The organism is Streptomyces sp. NPDC037273 (assembly GCF_055603625.1).
In genome coordinates this window covers 184,974-201,943 of the sequence record NZ_JBVJVO010000011.1, presented here as the reverse complement: position 1 = coordinate 201,943, position 16,970 = coordinate 184,974, and the positions used below count along the sequence as shown (strand labels likewise).

The 16,970-nt window shown below is 73.0% G+C and carries 18 protein-coding genes; 7 read left to right on the top strand and 11 right to left on the bottom strand.

The features are described from left to right. Positions 1-41: 41 nt before the first annotated feature. On the top strand, positions 42-446 hold the full coding sequence (locus ACZ7G1_RS27170; protein WP_470879440.1) for a DUF4259 domain-containing protein: 405 nt from the start codon (positions 42-44) through the stop codon (positions 444-446). A 110-nt stretch (positions 447-556) separates the two neighbouring features. Then, positions 557-1,189 (top strand): class I SAM-dependent methyltransferase, encoded by a 633-nt coding sequence (locus ACZ7G1_RS27165; protein WP_470879438.1) that lies wholly within the window; start codon positions 557-559, stop codon positions 1,187-1,189. Positions 1,190-1,225: 36 nt separating this feature from the next. Here ACZ7G1_RS27165 and ACZ7G1_RS27160 read toward each other — a convergent pair whose 3' ends face one another. Next, a complete protein-coding gene (locus ACZ7G1_RS27160) occupies positions 1,226-2,908 on the bottom strand; it encodes a hypothetical protein (protein ID WP_470879437.1) in 1,683 nt (560 codons plus the stop codon). Positions 2,909-3,293: 385 nt separating this feature from the next. On the opposite strand from ACZ7G1_RS27160, the gene ACZ7G1_RS27155 reads away from it, so the two are divergent. The 3 genes from ACZ7G1_RS27155 to ACZ7G1_RS27145 all read left to right on the top strand — a co-directional run bounded on the left by ACZ7G1_RS27155 (position 3,294) and on the right by ACZ7G1_RS27145 (position 6,326). Then, entirely contained in the window at positions 3,294-4,217 is a 924-nt protein-coding gene (locus tag ACZ7G1_RS27155; RefSeq protein ID WP_470879436.1) for an N-acetylmuramoyl-L-alanine amidase, read from the top strand. 107 nt (positions 4,218-4,324) lie between these two features. After that, the gene (locus ACZ7G1_RS27150; RefSeq protein ID WP_470879434.1) at positions 4,325-5,188 is read left to right on the top strand and encodes a DUF5336 domain-containing protein; all 864 of its coding nucleotides are present in this window, start codon (positions 4,325-4,327) and stop codon (positions 5,186-5,188) included. A gap of 127 nt (positions 5,189-5,315) precedes the next feature. Continuing rightward, the gene (locus tag ACZ7G1_RS27145; protein WP_470879432.1) at positions 5,316-6,326 is read left to right on the top strand and encodes an LLM class F420-dependent oxidoreductase; all 1,011 of its coding nucleotides are present in this window, start codon (positions 5,316-5,318) and stop codon (positions 6,324-6,326) included. 2 nt (positions 6,327-6,328) lie between these two features. On the opposite strand, the gene ACZ7G1_RS27140 is transcribed toward ACZ7G1_RS27145, so the two are convergent. From ACZ7G1_RS27140 to ACZ7G1_RS27125, 4 genes are all read right to left on the bottom strand, one after another. After that, the gene (locus ACZ7G1_RS27140; protein WP_470879430.1) at positions 6,329-6,877 is read right to left on the bottom strand and encodes a hypothetical protein; all 549 of its coding nucleotides are present in this window, start codon (positions 6,875-6,877) and stop codon (positions 6,329-6,331) included. A 133-nt stretch (positions 6,878-7,010) separates the two neighbouring features. After that, positions 7,011-8,099 (bottom strand): prenyltransferase/squalene oxidase repeat-containing protein, encoded by a 1,089-nt coding sequence (locus ACZ7G1_RS27135; RefSeq protein WP_470879428.1) that lies wholly within the window; start codon positions 8,097-8,099, stop codon positions 7,011-7,013. Further along, positions 8,096-8,866 (bottom strand): class I SAM-dependent methyltransferase, encoded by a 771-nt coding sequence (locus tag ACZ7G1_RS27130; protein ID WP_470879426.1) that lies wholly within the window; start codon positions 8,864-8,866, stop codon positions 8,096-8,098. The genes ACZ7G1_RS27135 and ACZ7G1_RS27130 overlap by 4 nt, the downstream gene beginning before the upstream one ends. Positions 8,867-8,945: 79 nt before the next feature. Then, a complete protein-coding gene (locus tag ACZ7G1_RS27125) occupies positions 8,946-10,265 on the bottom strand; it encodes a glycosyltransferase family 4 protein (protein ID WP_470879424.1) in 1,320 nt (439 codons plus the stop codon). Positions 10,266-10,503: 238 nt separating this feature from the next. On the opposite strand from ACZ7G1_RS27125, the gene ACZ7G1_RS27120 reads away from it, so the two are divergent. Beyond that, a complete protein-coding gene (locus ACZ7G1_RS27120; protein WP_470879422.1) occupies positions 10,504-11,145 on the top strand; it encodes a TetR family transcriptional regulator in 642 nt (213 codons plus the stop codon). Between the two features lie 50 nt (positions 11,146-11,195). Here the strand turns inward: ACZ7G1_RS27120 and ACZ7G1_RS27115 are convergent, their stop codons facing one another. From ACZ7G1_RS27115 to ACZ7G1_RS27090, 6 genes are all read right to left on the bottom strand, one after another. Then, on the bottom strand, positions 11,196-11,726 hold the full coding sequence (locus tag ACZ7G1_RS27115; protein ID WP_470879420.1) for a hypothetical protein: 531 nt from the start codon (positions 11,724-11,726) through the stop codon (positions 11,196-11,198). 117 nt (positions 11,727-11,843) lie between these two features. Further along, on the bottom strand, positions 11,844-12,398 hold the full coding sequence (locus ACZ7G1_RS27110; protein WP_470879418.1) for a hypothetical protein: 555 nt from the start codon (positions 12,396-12,398) through the stop codon (positions 11,844-11,846). A 2-nt stretch (positions 12,399-12,400) separates the two neighbouring features. Beyond that, positions 12,401-12,952 carry a hypothetical protein gene (locus ACZ7G1_RS27105; protein ID WP_470879416.1) on the bottom strand — a complete coding sequence of 184 codons (552 nt, stop codon included), beginning with the start codon at positions 12,950-12,952 and terminating at the stop codon, positions 12,401-12,403. Positions 12,953-13,025: 73 nt separating this feature from the next. Then, a complete protein-coding gene (locus ACZ7G1_RS27100; protein ID WP_470879414.1) occupies positions 13,026-13,259 on the bottom strand; it encodes a ferredoxin in 234 nt (77 codons plus the stop codon). Next, on the bottom strand, positions 13,259-14,719 hold the full coding sequence (locus tag ACZ7G1_RS27095; RefSeq protein ID WP_470879412.1) for an aldehyde dehydrogenase: 1,461 nt from the start codon (positions 14,717-14,719) through the stop codon (positions 13,259-13,261). The genes ACZ7G1_RS27100 and ACZ7G1_RS27095 overlap by 1 nt, the downstream gene beginning before the upstream one ends. Positions 14,720-14,975: 256 nt before the next feature. Beyond that, positions 14,976-15,626, bottom strand: coding sequence for a hypothetical protein (locus ACZ7G1_RS27090; protein ID WP_470879410.1), 651 nt, complete (start codon positions 15,624-15,626; stop codon positions 14,976-14,978). A gap of 137 nt (positions 15,627-15,763) precedes the next feature. On the opposite strand from ACZ7G1_RS27090, the gene ACZ7G1_RS27085 reads away from it, so the two are divergent. Then, the gene (locus ACZ7G1_RS27085; RefSeq protein ID WP_470879408.1) at positions 15,764-16,822 is read left to right on the top strand and encodes an MBL fold metallo-hydrolase; all 1,059 of its coding nucleotides are present in this window, start codon (positions 15,764-15,766) and stop codon (positions 16,820-16,822) included. Positions 16,823-16,970 lie beyond the last annotated feature (148 nt).

The window sequence follows — 16,970 nt, the reverse complement described above, 5'->3', positions numbered from 1 at the left end:
CTCCCGGTACAGCAGGGCACACGACAGAGAGCGAGCACACCATGGGCACCTGGGACATCGGCCCCTTCGACAACGACACCGCCGCGGACTTCTCCTACCACGTGGACGAGGCCCCGGCGGAGAAGAAGGCGGACGTCCTGCGCACCGCCTTCCGCGAGGTGATCGAGACCGGCCCCGAGTTCCTGGACTCGTACCCGGCGGACAAGGCCATCGCCTCCGCGGCCCTGCTCGCGGCCCAGTGCCCCGGCGGCGACCCGGTCACCACCGCCTACGGCCCCAAGGAGCCGCTCCCGCCCCTCCCGGCCGAGCTCCGCCCGGAGGCAATGGCCGCCCTCGACCGCATCCTCACCGAGCCCTCCGAACTCCTGGAGCTCTGGGAGGAGTCGGACGGCGAGGCCTGGAAGACCGGCATCAGGAAGCTGCGCGCGGTCCTCGCCGAGGCGTGACCGTGGCCTGACGGGGCGGCGGCGGTGAGGCGGGGCCGGGGTGTGGTTCCCGGGCGGGGCGTAGGGCACGATGGGCGCCCGTAGTCGCGTACCCGCCAGTAGGAGTCACCATGTCCGAGCCCACTCCCGAGATCCTTGCCGCGTTCGAGGCGGCGAAGGGCTTCATGCCCGTGGTGGAGGGCCTGGCGCTCTACGGCGCCGCCGCGGAGGCCGCGAAGCTCGGGCTGCCGCTCCTTGAGGTGGGGACGTACTGCGGGCGGTCGACGATCCTCCTGGCGGACGTGGCGCGGCAGGCGGGGACGGTGGCGGTGACCGTGGACCACCACCGGGGCAGCGAGGAGCAGCAGCCGGGGTGGGAGTACCACGACCCGACCGTGGTCGACCCGGAGGTGGGCCTGATGGACACGCTGCCCACCTTCCGCCGGACCCTGCACAAGGCGGGTCTCGAAGAGCACGTGGTGGCGGTGGTCGGCCGCTCGCCGCTGGTCGCGAAGGCGTGGGGCGGGCAGCTCGGCCTGGTGTTCATCGACGGCGGGCACACCGACGAGCACGCCACGAACGACTACGAGGGCTGGGCCCCCAAGGTCGCCCCCGGGGGCCTGCTCGTGATCCACGACGTCTTCCCGAACCCGGAGGACGGCGGCCAGGCCCCGTACCGGATCTACCTCCGCGCCCTGGAGTCGGGTGACTTCGAGGAGGTCTCGGTCACCGACTCGCTGCGGGTGCTCCGCCGCGTGGGCTGAGACCGCGTGGGCCGAGACCTCCCTGGCTCATCCGGGTCAGAAGCGGGAGGTGACGTAGAGGCAGTTGGTGTAGCTGTAGCCGGGTTCGATCTTCGCCTTGCTGGACTTGGTGTCGCCCGCGGTGGAGGTGCCGGTGGACGCCCGCTTCTGGAGGAAGTGGTAGTCGCCGGCGGGCAGCAGCAGGGTCGCCTTCGGGTACTTGGAGGACGGCCCGGAGCAGGCCTTGATCTTCTGGCCGTTCGAGAAGATCGGGCCGGGGTACTTGGTGCAGGTTCCGCAGGCCTTGAGGGTGACCTTGCCGGTCATCGGGCCGGTGTAGAGCAGTTCGACCTCACCGGGGCCGTCGTTGCTGACCACCATGACCATGCGGGTGCCGCCGGGGACCTCGGCCGGGGGCAGCTTGTTGCCGGCCGCCGGTTCCTCGTCGGCGATCTCGGCGGCGATGGCGATCGAGCGGGCGTGCGCCGCCTGCGGGCTGCTCGGGTACGCCTTGGCGTACTCGGTCATGGTCTCGATCGCGCCGGTGAAGTCCTTCTTCTTGAACTGGAAGGTCCCGCAGGCGAAGTCGCCCGTCTGGACGGCCTCCGCGGCCTCCTTCGCGGCGCCCTGGAGCGACGGGTCCGGCATGTTGTCGAGCGAGGAGCGCAGGGCGCGCAGCTCGCCGGTGGTGTCGCAGGGCGCGGAGCCGCCGGTGAGGGCGTCGGTCCTGGTCTTGATCGCCGCGCGGACGGCCGGCTCGACGCGGGTCGCGTGGCTCGACTTCGGGAAGGTGTTCAGGAGCTCGTTGAGGCTCTCGCTCGCCGTCGGATCCGCGGTCCGCACCCCGAGGGCGGCCGTCCCGCACTCGTAGAGCGACTCGGCCAGCGGTTCGTCCGTCTTCGCGGGCCGTGAGCCGAGGAGCTCCTTGTCGACCGTGCCGGGCAGTCCCCGCAGGTGCTTCAGCGGTGCGATGGCCTGGCAGTACTGCTTCTTGCCGTACGGGGCGGAGACCGTCGCGTAGTACGCGTCGAGCCGCTCCGGCACCAGTTTCCCGGCCCGCGACCCCGCGTGCTTCGTGCCCAGGTCCTGATAGGTCACGAGCGCCTTGGCGAACGTCGGCTGCGCCTTGTCGAACGCCAGGCCGTCCGCCGACTTCACCAGCGCGTCGGCCGCCGCGAGCCGTTCGAGCAGCGCCTGCTCCTTCGCCTCGTCACGCGCCGCCCCGTACGCCAGCGAGCCACCCGCCGGCACCGCGAGCAGCACCAGGGCGAGCGGCAGCGCGAGCCGCCGTGCCGACGCCCCGACCCGGAGGGTGGCCCGGAGCCCCCGCCGCGCCCCGTCCGCGGCGACCGCCAGCAGGAACACGCCGTACCCGGCCAGGACCCCGACGGGCACCCCGTCCACGTCCGCCGGCAGCGCAAGGACCAGCAGTGCGGCCGTCGCCAGCCAGCACAGCGCCGCTCCCGCCCAGTTCCGCAGCAGCACGTACCCGAGCCCGAGACATGACAGGTTCAGCAGCCCGACCATCGCCGCCTGCGCCCCGTCCGCCTCTCCGCGCGGCCCCGGCGGCGGCCCGTAGCCGGGCGGCCCGTACCCCGGCGGCGCCCCGGGCGGCGGCCCGGCCACCCCGCCGCCCGACCATCCGGGCGCGGTGGCGGGCCCCGCCGTCCCCTCCCCGTGACCGGGAGCGGCACCGGCGGCGCCGTACGGGGCCGGGCCCTGCGGCGGCCCGAACGCCAACGTGGGCGGCTCTTGAACGGGAGGCGCCGTCGGCGGCTTCGTGAGGTTCGGGGCCGCCCAGGGCGACTCGGCGCCCGGTAAAGGAGCCGGGGTGCGCGGGTCTCGCACGGGCTCGGGCGGTATGCGGTCGGACGGTTCGGGACGGGCGTCGTTCGGTTCTTCCCCCACCACGGTTCCCCCTCGTGGTCCGTGCGCGGTGACCCCCTCACCGCCGCTCCTCTCACCTACCCTTCACAGCCCCCGCACACGCGTCCGGCACCCCGGGAACGGGAAGCCGTCGGGAAGCCGTCTAAGAGCGGCGGCCGGGAAGCGGTCGGGAAGCGGTGACAAAGCTGCGACCTCCGCCCTGCGGGAATTCGCGCCGCCCAGGGCCTAGAGTCGCTGGGTGCCGTACGACCACCGGAACACCGCCCGCCGTACCCTCGCCCTCGCCGTCGCCGCCACGGGCTGCTGCGCCGTACTCGCCGGATGCGGGGCCTCGCAGGCCCCGCGGGACGCCGGAAAGGCGGGGCAGGCCCAGGAGTCGCCGCAGACGCGGCAGGAGAGCGGGACCCAGGCCCGCCCCCCGCTCGGCTCCGCGCCCACCCCCACCAAGGCCTCTCCCCCGGCCGCGAGCACGGCCCCCGCCTCGAAGGGGTCCCTGGCCGGCCGGACCATCGTCATCGACCCCGGTCACAACTCCGGCAATTTCCGGCATACGCGGGAAATCAACCAGAAGGTGAACATCGGGACGACTCGCAAGGAGTGCGACACCACGGGCACCTCGACCGACGCGGGGTACACGGAGGCCTCGTTCACGCTCGACGTCACGCACCGGCTGCGGGACCTCCTCACGGCGCGCGGCGCGAAGGTGGTCCTCACCCATGACGCCGACCGCCCGTGGGGCCCGTGCATCGACGAGCGGGCCCGCGTCGGGAACGCCGCACGCGCCGACGCCGTGGTCTCCGTCCACGCGGACGGTTCGGCGGTCGGCCACCGCGGCTTCCATGTGATCCTGCCCGCGAAGGTGCGAGGCGGTTCGGCGGACACCGCGCCGATCGTGGGGCCTTCCCGGGCCCTCGGGCAGCGGATCGTCGACGCGTTCGGGCGCGCGACCGGCACCGCACCCGCCAACTACCTCGGCGGGGGTACGGGGTTGGACGTGCGGGACGATCTCGGGGGGCTCAATCTCTCAACCGTGCCCAAGGTCTTCGTCGAATGCGGCAATATGCGTGATCCGAAGGACGCTCGGCTGCTCACGTCGTCGACGTGGCGGCAGAAGGCGGCACAGGGGCTCGCGGACGGCATCGCGACCTACCTCAAGGGGTAGAACCGGCGGGCGATAGATTCGCTCCGTACGATGGGGCCGCCCCCGTGCCCTGAGGCCCCGAGTGCCACCCCCGACGCGACGACCGACGAACGACGAAGGACTCTTACGTGAATATCCGCTCCCTCACCCGAGGCGATGGCGTGCTGATCGGTGCAGCGGTGGTGCTGTTCATCGCCTCGTTCCTCGGCTACGCCAGCTGTGACGGCCCGGCGTCGATCTGCGACCAGATCGACACCCCGAACTCGTGGGAGGTGTCGCCGCTCGGCTGGGGTTCCTTCTTCCTCGGCATCGCGGGCGTCGCCCTCGTGGTGGTCTCGCACGGTCTGCCGCAGCAGCGCAAGGTCGTCGGCCTGGAGCTGAACCAGGTCGGCGCCGCGTTCACCGTGGCTTCCGCGTGGACCCTGCTGATGTGGGTCTTCGAGGCGACGAACGCGGGCGCGGGCCTGATCCTCGGCCTGATCGCCGCGCTGGTCGCGGCCGGTGCCGCGGTGGCCGGTCCGCTGGTCCCCGCACTGAAGGCCCCGCTGGTCGGCGCCCCGAGCCCGCAGGCGCCGCAGCCGTACGGCATGCAGCAGGGCCAGCCGGGTCAGCCGGGCGTTCCGGGCGGCTACGGCTACCCGGGCGCGCAGCACCCGCAGTACGGCGGTCCGCAGGACCCGTCGCAAGGTGCGGGCCAGCCGTTCGGCGCGCAGGCCGCGGCCCCGCAGCCGCAGGCCCAGCAGCAGCCGGAGCCGCAGGCGCAGGCGCAGGCCCCGCAGCCGACGCCGGCCGCGGACTTCGCGCCGTTCTGGTTCGCGGTCCCGGTCGCCCGTCCGCTGTACGCGGAGGACGGTTCGCAGGCGCCGATCGCCGAGCTGGCGCCCGGCACCTGGTACCTGGCGGTCGAGCAGCGCGGTCCGGGCCTGGTCGCCCAGACCCAGGACGGCCGCCGCGGCGTCCTCCAGGACACCACCGGCATCCAGCGCGGCTGATCCCGCGGGCCGGAAACGGCGTCCGCGAGCCGCGTACGGCCCCTCGCCCGGAATCCCTTCCGGGCGGGGGGCCGTTGCCGTACAGTGCGCCGCACTACCTGACGGATCGTCAGAAAGGTTGCGGGGCATGCGACTCGGACTGGCCCTCGGCTACTGGGGCCGCGGCCCCTCACCGGCCCATCTCGACCTCGCCCGCGAGGCGGAGCGGCTCGGCTACGACTCCGTGTGGACGGCGGAGGCCTGGGGCTCCGACGCCTTCACGGCGCTGACCTGGATCGCCGCCCACACCAGCCGCATCAGGCTGGGCACGGCCGTCGCGCAGATGGCCGCCCGCGCGCCGACGACGACCGCGATGCACGCGCTCACCCTGGACCACCTCTCCGGCGGGCGCCTGCTGCTCGGGCTCGGCCTGTCGGGACCGCAGGTGGTCGAGGGCTGGTACGGCCGCCCGTTCCCCCGCTCGCCACTGACCGCGACCCGCGAGTACGTGGACGTGGTCCGGCAGGTCCTGCGCCGCGAGGGCCCGGTCCGGCTCGACGGACGGCACCACTCCCACCCGTACACCGGCGAGGACGGCACCGGCCTCGGCAAGGCCCTCAAGCCGATCACCCACCCGCTGCGGCCCGACGTCCCCGTGCTGCTCGGCGCCGAGGGGCCGAAGAACGTCGCGCAGACCCTCGCCATCGCCGACGGCTGGCTGCCGCTCTACTGGACGCCCGAGCGCTGGGCCGAGGTCTACGCGCTCCCCGAACGCCTGCCGGAAGGCTTCCTGGTGGCCCCCATGGTCCGGGCGCACCTCTGCGACGACGTGGCCGCGGGACTGCTGCCGGTCAAGGCGATGCTGGGCTTCTACATCGGCGGCATGGGGCACGCGGCCCGCAACTTCCACGCCGACCTGATGGGGCGGATGGGGTACGAGAAGGAGGCCCGGCGCGTCCAGGAGCTGTTCGCGGCCGGCCGGCGCGAGGAGGCCGTCCTCGCGGTGCCGGACGCCTTCGCGGACGAGATCTCGCTCGTCGGCCCGCGCGCGCGGATCGCCGAAAGGCTCGCGGCATGGCGGCGGGGCCCGGTGACGGACCTCCTCGTCACCTCACCGGACCCCGCCACGCTCCGCACCCTGGCGGAGCTCAACTCCTAGAGTCAGCCGCCCAGTTGCGAGGTGCTGGGCACCTTGTCGACGACCTCGGCGCCGGCGCTCTTGCCGGCGTCCTTGACGCTGTTGATGACGTTCTCGAAGGCGCCGACGTCCGCGTCTCCGGCCTCGCCCTTGCGGAACTTGGCCCCGAGGTCCTTCAGCGACTCGATGCCGGCCGAGAGCGGCGCGACCGCCTTCGAGAGCAGCGGGTCGCCCTTGGCGTTCTCCACCGCCGCCTTGAGCCTGTTGTACGTGAACGCGCCCGCGAGGCCCGCCTTCACCAGCGCGAACGTACGGCCGTCGGCGCCCTTGGCGAACTTGCCGGCCCGGTACGGCTTCACGATCCACTGGTACGCGGCACCCGCGGCGAGCCCCGCGTTCGCCACGAACCGGGTCTTGGCCAGCTTCTGCTGCTCGAAGGTGGCCGTGCTCGTCGGGGTCGCCGCGGCGCCCACGCTCTGGGCGTCGTCGTCGCCGTTGCACGCGGCGGTGGTCAGGAGCAGGGTGCAGGACAGCAGCAGCGCCACGACGCCACGCGAAACGGTTCTGGGCACGACGGACACGAAGGAACCTCCCTGGGGACTGTGGCGCCAGCCTCGCCCCGCCCCCACCGACCCGCCACTCGGGTGACTCCGAACGGGGCACGTCCCTCCACGGCCCGGCACGACACGGCCCCGGCGCGGCCCGTCAGCCGCAGCAGTCCGGTTCCAGGCCCGCGGGGAGGCGTTCGCCGCCGAAGACGGCGACGGTGGCCTCCTCGCCGCCGAGGGCGGCGACCGCGAGGAGCAGGGAGCCGGCGGTCCAGGTGGTCTGCTCCTCGGGCCAGACGGCCTTGTCGGCCTCCTCGTCGCCCTCGAAGACGTACCCGGTCCAGTACATGCCGTTCCCGGCCCGCAGGTGCCCGATGTCCTGGAGGATGCCGAGGGCCCGGTCGGACTCCCCCATCGCCCAGAGGGTGAGGGCGAGTTCGCAGGACTCGCCGCCGGTGACCCAGGGGTTCGGGACGACGCACCGCACGCCGAGGCCGGGCACGACGAACGTGTCCCAGTCCGCGTCGATGCGGGCCTTCGCCTCGGGCCCGGTGACCGCGCCGCCGAGGACCGGGTAGTACCAGTCCATCGAGTAGCGCGACTTGTCGAGGAACCGCTCCGGGTGCCGGCGGATCGCGTGGCCGAGCGCGCCCGCCGCCAGCTCCCAGTCCGGCTGCGCCTCCTCGCGGACCTCGGCGATGGCGAGGGCGCAGCGCAGCGCCTGGTGGATCGACGAACTGCCGGTGAGCAGCGCGTCGTTCACCGGTGTGCCGTCGGGCTCGCGCTTCCAGCCGATCTGGCCGCCGGGCTGCTGGAGTCCGAGGACGAACTCGACGGCCGCGTAGACGACGGGCCACATCCGGTCGAGGAAGGCGTCGTCGCCGGTGGACAGGTAGTGGTGCCAGACGCCGACGGCTATGTAGGCGACGAAGTTGGACTCAAGGCCGCGGTCGGTGACCCGGTCCGCCTCGCCGTCCTCGTAGGCCGCGTACCAGGAGCCGTCGCCGTTCTGGTGCCGGGCGAGCCACTCGTAAGCGCGGGCGGCCGCCTCGTGCTCGCCGGCCGCGTCCAGGGCCATGGCGGCCTCGGTGTGGTCCCACGGGTCCAGGTGGTGGCCGCGGAACCACGGGATGGCGCCGTCCTCGCGCTGCCCGGCGAGTATCCCGGCCACCGTCTCGGCCGCCTGCTCGGCGGTGAGCACCCCGGGCAGGACGAGGTGCTCGGCGATCCGCTCGGGAGACGTCACTTGGCCGCGTCCGCGGTCTCGGTCCCGGTCTCGGTCCCGGTCTCGGCCTTGGGGAGGTGCGGCTTGGTCGCGTAGGCCACGAAGCTCTTGCCGACCACCGGGTTGAGCAGCTGCTCGGCGACCCGGGTCAGCGCGGGCTTCTTCATGATGTCCCAGACCAGGAGCTTGTGGTACGCGCGGACCGGCAGCGCCTTGTCGTTGTCCACGCCGAACGCGCACTTCAGCCACCAGTACGGCGAGTGCAGCGCGTGGGCGTGATGCGTGCCGTACGGCCGCAGGCCGGCCTGCCGGATCTTCCCGAGGAGCTCGTCCGCCTTGTAGATGCGGATGTGGCCGCCCTCGACCTCGTGGTACGCGTCCGACAGCGTCCAGCAGATCTTCTCGGGGCCGTACCGCGGCACGGTGATCGCGATCCGCCCGCCCGGCTTCAGGACCCGCACCATCTCGGCGAGCACGCCCTTGTCGTCCGGGATGTGCTCCATGACCTCGGAGATGATCACGACGTCGAAGGACTCGTCGGGGAACGGCAGGTTCAGCGCGTCGCCCTCCATCGCCGTGGCGGTCGCGCCCGCGGGGGCCTCCCCGGCCTCCTTCATGGCCGCGAACCACTTCGCGACCTCCCGGATCTCCTCCCCGTTCTGGTCGAGCGCCACGACCTGCGCCCCGCGCCGGTAGCACTCGAACGCGTGCCGCCCCGCCCCGCAGCCCAGATCGAGCACACGATCGCCCGGGGCGAGCGGGAAGCGGGTGAAGTCGACAGTCAGCACGAGGTCCTGCTTTCGGGGTTGGAGGGTGGTTGGGGGAAGGCGTCGGTGCCGGGCCGCACGCGGCCTCGGCGGCCGGGTGTCACCGACGGGCTCCGGCACCCTGACGGGCCACCGCCTCGCGGTACAGCTCGGCCGTCCCCTGGGCGGCCCTGGCCCAGGTGAACCTGGACAACACCCGCTCGCGGCCCGCCGTGCCCAGGCGGGCCCGGAGCGCGGAGTCCTCCAGCAGCCGCCCGAGCGCCGCGGCCAGCGCCCCCGCGTCGCCCGGCGGCACCGCGAGGCAGGTCTCGCCGTCGGTCCCGGCGACCTCGGGGATCGCGCCGCCGGTGGTGGCGACCAGCGGCGTCCCGGTGGCCATGGCCTCGGCGGCGGGCAGCGAGAAGCCCTCGTACAGGGAGGGCACGCAGGACACCTGGGCCGAGCGCACGAGGTCGACGAGCTCGGCGTCGCTGATGCCCTTGACGAAGGAGACGGCGCCGTCGAGCCCGTACCGCTCGATGGCCGCGGCGACGGGCCCGTCCTCGGCGCGCTTGCCGACGACGACGAGGTGGGCGTCGGGGTTCTCGGTACGGAGCTTGGCGAGCGCCTCGACGAGGTGGACGAGGCCCTTGAGGGGGACGTCAGCGCTGGAGGTGGTGACGATCCGGCCGGGGACCTCGGCAACGGACGGGTCGGGCGACCACAGCTCGGTGTCGGCACCGATGTGGACGACCCGGACGCGGTCCTCCCGGACGCCGAGGTGCTCGACGATCTCCTGGCGGGAGGTGCCGGAGACGGTGAGGACGGAGGGCATCCGGCGGGCGACGCGCTTCTGCATGCGGGTGAAGGCGTACCAGCGGCGGACGGAGGCGCGGCGCTTCCAGTCGGCGGCGGCGTCGAGTTCGAGCTGCCGGTCGACGGTGATGGGGTGGTGGATCGTGGTGACGAGCGGCGCACCGAGGGCGCGCGGGCCGCCGAGGAGCCCGTATCCGAGGGTCTGGTTGTCGTGGACGACGTCGAAGTCGCCGCGGCGGGCGGCGAGCATGCGCCGGGCCCGCAGGGAGAAGGTGAGGGGCTCGGGGAAGCCGCCGGTCCACATGGTGGCGACCTCGAGGCCGTCGATCCAGTCGCGGTACTCGTCGCGCTTCGGGGTCCGGAAGGGGTCCGGGGAGCGGTAGAGGTCGAGGCTCGCTATCTCGGTGAGCGGCACCCCCTCGTCGAGGGTGGGGTACGGCTGGGAGCCGATGACCTCGACGCTGTGGCCGAGCCGGGCGAGCTCGCGGGACAGGTGCCGGACGTAGACGCCCTGGCCGCCGCAGAACGGGTTCCCCTTGTACGTGAGGAGAGCGATCCGCAACGGTCCGTCACCCGCGATGGTGACGCCCTGTCGGGGGCTTGCCTCTATGGCCTCAGCGGTCATGCGCGACCCCCTTCGAGCGTGCGTTTCGCCGGAGCGTAACCGCTCGCGCTAATCTAGAACAAGTTACAGACTTGATCGTCCGGGATCTTCTCGCCCGTCTGCCCGCCGGTCCGCCTGATCCTCCGAGGAGGACAGAATCTACCGGCAGGTAGCTCCGCCGTGAGAGGCCGGAACAGGTGATTCGCGCCACGGCGGCGGCACCGCTACTGTCGCTCCCCACCGCACGGAACGGGACCTCATGACCGCAGACCACAGCGCGGACCACAGACCCGCGTCGCCGCCCCTCACGGAGCGCCAGGAGGCACGGCGGCGCCGCATCCTGAACGCCAGCGCCCAGCTCGCGGCGCGGGGCGGCTTCGACGCCGTGCAGATGCGGGAGGTCGCCGAGGCGGCCGGGGTGGCCCTGGGGACGCTGTACCGCTACTTCCCCTCCAAGATCCACCTCCTGGTCGCGACCATGCAGGACCAGCTCCAGCACATGCACACCACACTGCGGAAGCGGCCGCCCGCCGGCACCGACCCGGCCGGCCGGGTCGCGGAGACCCTGATGCGGGCCTTCCGCGCGCTCCAGCGCGAACCGCAGCTGGCCGACGCGATGGTGCGGGCGCTGACCTTCGCCGACCGGAGCGTGAGCCCCGAGGTCGACACGGTCTCCCGCCTGACCACCGCGATCATCCTGGACGCGATGGGGGCCGAGCACCCCACGCCCTCGCAGCTCTCCGCGGTCCGGGTGATCGAGCACACCTGGCACTCGGCGCTGATCACCTGGCTGTCCGGCCGCGCCTCGATCGCACAGGTGAAGATCGACATCGAGACGGTCTGCCGGCTGATCGACCTCACGGCCCCGGAACCCGCGAACGCCCCGGAACCCGCGAACTGACGGTTCCCGCCCGCGCCCCCGCTCGTGGCGGGGACGCGGGCGGGGCCGGATCAGCTCTGCGGCTTCGCGTTGTTCGCGGCGATGACCGCCGCGCACTCCGGGCTGCCGTCGACGGCCACGAACATGACCAGCTTCAGCGGGCCGGCCGAGTGGTTGCTGGCCTGCAGCTGCCAGCTGCTCTTCTTCAGCGACTTGATGACCGAGCCGCCGGCGCCGGAGCTGCGCTCCTCGCTCCAGCCGCCCTTGGTCAGCGTCGCGACCGTGTCCGTGTACGACTTCGCCGGGTCCGCCGCCTTCTCGGCGTCGGCCGTCCAACTGACCATGCAGTTCTTGGCCTCGGCCGGAATCTGCTCGCCCGAGGCGTCCTGCGTGAAGCCCGCGCCGGTCGCCGCGTCCGTCAACTCCTTCGTGACCGCGGCCCCGTCCAGCTTCCCGCCGTCCGAACCGCCCGAACCACCCGACCCGCCCGTCGCGGACGACCCGGCCGACGACGAACCCCCGGACGCGGAACCGCCCTTGTCCGAGCCGCCCTCGCTCCCGCAACCGGCGACCAGCAGCACCACACAGGCGGCCGCGGCCACCCCCGTAACCTTGCGCACAACACTCCCGATTCCGCATGCACGAAGGCCTCTCGCCCCCGTCGACAAGGGCACAGTTTTGCACGTGGAAACGGCGTGCGGGCACAACGGCCCCCGCCGTCAGGGACGTTCGCGGTCCTTCCCGAACAGCAGTTCCGTCTCCCGCTCGGTGAACCCGTTCATGCAGGCGTCCTCCGACGCCTGGAACGAGATCATGTCCAGCGCCACCGTCTTCCCGGTGGCATGACGGGCGAACAACGACCACCCGCTCTTCTTGAGCGTCAGCCCCGTCATCGTCCCGCCCGCGTCGTCGAGCTTCTCCTCGAACCGCTTCCCTGCCGTCCATCCCTCCCCCACCAGCGCCTCGACCGTCCGGTCGAACTTCCCCCGCGCCCCGTCCACCACGGGCCCGGCGTACTGCCAGGCCGCCGTGCACGCCCGGGCCCGCCGCTCCAACCGCTCCCGTTCGTCCGCGGGCGTCGCCGTCGCCGTCACCTTCCCCGGCTCCGGCAGCTTCGACTCCGGCAGCCCCGCCCCCGCCACGGCCTCGCGGATCTCCGCCTGCGCCTCCTCCCGCCCGAACCCCCCGGCCCCGGCCTCCTCCGCGCCGCACCCGGCACCGAACACCACCGCGACCAGCACTCCGGCGACCGCCGCCATCCCTCTCGTACGCACGGTCAGCCGCCCATCGGGTTCTTGTCGAGGCCGGCCTTCTTGGCACAGACGTCGTCGAAGGCCATCGCCTTCACGTCTCCGTGGTCGGTTCCCGCGCGGTACTCCGTCGTCACGAGCCAGCCGCGCTGCCGGAGTACCACCTGGATGTCCATGACGGTCCGGGCCTCGTCCTCGGCCCTGCGCTCCCCCCGCCGTCCGGACTGCTGCCAGCCTCGCTCCTTCAACTCGCGCACCAACGCCTCGAACTGGGGGACGCCCACGGGGGCGTCCGCTGTGCCGTAGCCCTTGTAGGCGACCACGCAGTTCGCATCGGCGCTGCGAGCAGGCATGCCGGCCCAGTCCGGGTCCGCCGGCGGAGTGCCCGCGTCCGCCACCGAGCCGTCGATGTCCGCCTGCACCACGGCCTTGGTCAACGGGCCCGTCCCCGCCGGCCGGGGCGCGACGGACGCCGGACCCGCCGCTCCCGTCCCGCTCTCGTTACCGCCGCACCCCGTGGCGCCGACGGCCATGACCACGGCCAGGGCCGCGGTGGCGGCCCCCCTCTTCCCGTACACGGTTCGTCCCCTCCCAGGTCACGGGGCTGAAGGCCCCGTGATCGAGGGAGCAGTGTGCCATGGGCGTGGGCGGCTATTCCTCCGGGGGGAAGACGGGTTCGCCGCCGTCGGCGAGGGTGAGGAGGATGGCTTCGACGGGGCAGCCCTCGGCGGCGGCGAGGAGGCGTTCGCCGGCGTCCGCCTCCGGCTCCACCGGGTGGGACTGGCGGGCGGTGTCGAGGCGGAAGCCGTCGGGGGCATGGTTGAGGCACATGCCGGAGCCGATGCAGAGGGTGCGGTCGACTTCGACGCGCCAGCGGTCGCCCATCACGCGTCCCCGTATCCGGCGGGGAGGTGGATCATCTTGTGCTCCAGGTACTCGCCGAAGCCCTCGGGGCCGAACTCGCGGCCGAGGCCGGAGTTCTTGTAGCCGCCGAACGGGCCGAGCATGTCGAGGCTGAAGGTGTTGACGTTGAAGGTGCCGGTGCGGACGGCGCGGGCGAAGTCGATGCCGTGCTCGACGTCGCCGGTCCAGACGCTGCCGCTGAGGCCGAAGTCGGAGTCGTTGGCGATGCGCAGGGCCTCGGCCTCGTCCTCGTACGGGAGGAGGCAGATGACCGGGCCGAAGATCTCCTCGCGGGCGATCCGCATGGAGTTGTCCACGCCGCCGAAGAGGGTCGGCTCGACGTACCAGCCCCGGTCGAGCCCGGCCGGACGGCCGCCGCCCGCGAGGATCTTGGCGCCTTCCTGCTGGCCGATGCCGATGTAGTCGAGGGAGCGCTGCTGCTGGCGCCGGGCGACGAGCGGGCCGACCTGGGTGGCCGGGTCGAGCGGGTCGCCGACGACGAGCGCGCCGGCCGCGGCCGCGAACGCCTCGGAGATCTCCTCGTACCGCGAGCGCGGCGCGAGGATGCGCGTCTGGGCGACGCACGCCTGGCCGTTGTTCATCCAGGCGGCCGGCACGATCCCGGCGACGGCGGTCGCGGTGTCGGCGTCCGGCAGGATCACGGCGGCCGACTTCCCGCCGAGTTCGAGCGTGACCCGGGTGAGGTGGCGCGAGGCGACCTCCATGACCCGCCGCCCGGCGGCCACCGACCCGGTGAAGGAGACCTTGTCGACCCCGGGGTGTCCGACGAGGTACTCGCTGACCTCGCGGTCCGCCGGCAGGATGCTGAGGACCCCTTCGGGAAGCCCGGCCTCCGCCGCGATCTCCCCCAGGATGTACGAGTCGAGGGGCGCCTCGGGCGAGGGCTTCAGCACCACCGCGCAGCCCGCGAGCAGCGCGGGTCCCAGCTTCGCCGCCGCCGTGAACTGCGGCACGTTCCACGGGATGACCGCCGCCACGACCCCGACCGGCTCCCGCCGCACGAGCAGCGGGCCAAGGACCCCGCCGCGCCGCTCCTCGTACGGGAAGTCCCGCGCGACCGTGATCGCCGCGTCCCACACCATCATCGCGCCCAGCGCCTGCGCCATGACGGACCAGGAGTACGGAGACCCGTTCTGCGCGCTGATCACGCGCCCGATCTCCTCGTACCGCACGGCGATCGCGTCCTTGATGCGGGTCACGACCGCGATCCGCTCCTCCACGGACATCCGCGGCCAGGGCCCCTCGTCGAACGCCCGCCGCGCCGCCGCCACCGCCCGGTCGACATCCGCCTCGGACGCGTGCGGCACCCGCCCGATGACCTCCTCCGTATGCGGCGAGATCACCTCGATCACCCCGGCCCCCAGCGGTTCGACCAACTCCCCGCCGACGAACAGCTTTCCGTGTTCCACAAGCTCGCTCATGACGGCTGCCTCCCGAGGAGTCGAAATTGCCCCTGAGTTTCTGACGATGCTTCAGAACTGATACCAGTTCTAGTTACACTTGGCCAGACGTGCGGCCAAACCGGCCCCCACCAGCAGCTTTGCCACTGGTGGGGGCCGTCGTCATGCCACTTGGGCCGCCTGTGGGCCGTCCGGCGCTCCGCCGCGTGCCCGACAGGCGTCATCGACTCGCATCGACGGGCGCTCCCGGCCGGGGAGCGCCACGGGCAGCCCGGGGTCAGCCGCCACCCGAGCCGGCCGAGGCCGAACCTCCTGAAGTCCAGCGGGAGTTGGGCTGCGGCCGAGCGCGCGTGCTGCGCTCGGTGCGCAGCGCCACCACGACCCCGGCCGGGCCGAGCAGAGCCTTCAGCGCGTCGGCGAACCGCCGCGGGTCGCCGCCGAACGGGAGCTCGATCCGCTCCCGGGCGCCCCGCAGGACGAGTTCCAGCGCGAGCGTGGAGACGGCCGGCTTATGGTCCCCCTGGTACGGCTCCACCACCTTGTGCGTCAGCCGCACCTCGCGCAGGGCCTCGACGGGCAGCCGGCCGTCCGGCCCGGCGGCCCGGACCAACCGCACGGACTCGGGCACCCCGGCGGGCGCGAACTCCACCCGCACGACGTCCCGGGCCCGGGAGGAGGCCAGCACCGGCCAGCCGATCAGGTACTCCAGCCCGGCGATCACCCCCACCACCACGAACACGGTCGACGCCCGCGCCCCGGCCAGCGCCATCCAGAGGGCGACGACCAGGGTCGGCCCACCCAGGGCGAGCGGAATGAACAGCGCCGGCCCCACCGACATCAGCACGTTCCACACCGGCCCGGTCGGGCCGGCACGCAGAACCAGATCCGTCGAGTCGGGGCCTTGCCTCACCAAGGGGTCCACGGCCATGCCTCCAGCGTAGGACCGGCCCGCAAGAGCGCCTCGACCGCAGCCGGAAGTCACAGCGCCGCAAGCTCTTCTGACGCATAGTCAGTTCTAGTTATGGTGGGCGATGGCCGTACCGGTACGCAGAGACGAGGACGCACATGACCCAGGTGACCGAGCACGGTGGCGGAGTCTGGTCGCTACGGGTGCCGATTCCGGACAATCCACTCGGTCACACGCTGGTGCACGTCCTCGACACCGACCGGGGGCCGGTGCTCGTCGACACCGGGTGGGACGACCCCGCCTCCTGGGCCGAGCTCACCGAGGGGCTGGGGGTGCTGGGGCTGTCGGTGGGCGAGATCCACGGTGTGGTCATCACCCATCACCATCCGGATCACCATGGGCTCTCCGGGCGAGTGCGGGAGGAGTCGGGGGCGTGGATCGCCATGCATGCCGCCGATACGGCGGTGGTGCGGCGCACCCGAGAAGCCAAGCCCGGGGTGTGGCTGGACTATATGACGCACAAACTGAGCCTGGTCGGCGCGCCCGAGGAGCATCTGGCGCCGCTGCGGGCCGCGCGGGCGTCGGGGCGGGTGCGGACGCTGCCCGGTCTGGGGTCGGCGCTGCCGGACCGGGAGATCGTTCCCGGCGAGCTGCTCGACCTGGCGGGACGGAGGCTGCGCGCCGTGTGGACGCCGGGCCACACACCCGGCCATGTGTGCCTGCACCTGGAGGAGGACCACCCGGCGGGACTGCCCGGGCACGGGCGGCTGTTCTCCGGGGACCACCTGCTGCCCGGCATCTCGCCGCACATCGGGCTGTACGAGCATCCCGGCGAGGCGCAGGAGACCGACCCCCTCGGCGACTACCTCGACTCCCTCGAACGCATCGGGCGCCTCGGCGTCGCGGAGGTCCTGCCCGCCCACCAGTACGCCTTCGCCGACGCCGCCGGCCGCGTCGCCGAGCTCCTGGCCCACCACGAGGAGCGCCTCACCGGCCTCCTCGGGCTCCTCACCACCCCGCTCACCCCCTGGCAGCTCGCCGAGCGCATGGAGTGGAACCGCCCCTGGGACCGCATCCCCTACGACTCCCGCAACATCGCCGTCAGCGAGGCCGAGGCCCATCTGCGCCGGCTGGTGAAACTCGGCCGCGCGGAGGCCGTGGCCGGTACCGACCCGGTGACGTACGTCGCCGCGCAGCCGGTCGCGGGCGGGGTGTGAGGCGGCTCGCACCCCCGGGCCGGGTGACGTACGGGCCGGTAGAGTGATCCGGTCGTCATCATGCCCGTACAGACCGGCCGGGACGTGAACGCCGGCACCGTCGAGGAACACGGAGCCGGAGCCTGGTGCCCTGAGGCGTGCCGGTGCC

Excerpts from the sequence above, each read along its gene's own strand:
- ACZ7G1_RS27165 (WP_470879438.1), top strand. The coding sequence starts at position 557 with ATGTCCGAGCCCACTCCCGAGATCCTTGCCGCGTTCGAGGCGGCGAAG.
- ACZ7G1_RS27145 (WP_470879432.1), top strand. The coding sequence starts at position 5,316 with ATGCGACTCGGACTGGCCCTCGGCTACTGGGGCCGCGGCCCCTCACCG.
- ACZ7G1_RS27120 (WP_470879422.1), top strand. The coding sequence starts at position 10,504 with ATGACCGCAGACCACAGCGCGGACCACAGACCCGCGTCGCCGCCCCTC.
- ACZ7G1_RS27125 (WP_470879424.1), bottom strand. The coding sequence starts at position 10,265 with ATGACCGCTGAGGCCATAGAGGCAAGCCCCCGACAGGGCGTCACCATC.
- ACZ7G1_RS27170 (WP_470879440.1), top strand. The coding sequence starts at position 42 with ATGGGCACCTGGGACATCGGCCCCTTCGACAACGACACCGCCGCGGAC.
- ACZ7G1_RS27085 (WP_470879408.1), top strand. The coding sequence starts at position 15,764 with ATGACCCAGGTGACCGAGCACGGTGGCGGAGTCTGGTCGCTACGGGTG.
- ACZ7G1_RS27100 (WP_470879414.1), bottom strand. The coding sequence starts at position 13,259 with ATGGGCGACCGCTGGCGCGTCGAAGTCGACCGCACCCTCTGCATCGGC.
- ACZ7G1_RS27090 (WP_470879410.1), bottom strand. The coding sequence starts at position 15,626 with ATGGCCGTGGACCCCTTGGTGAGGCAAGGCCCCGACTCGACGGATCTG.
- ACZ7G1_RS27095 (WP_470879412.1), bottom strand. The coding sequence starts at position 14,719 with ATGAGCGAGCTTGTGGAACACGGAAAGCTGTTCGTCGGCGGGGAGTTG.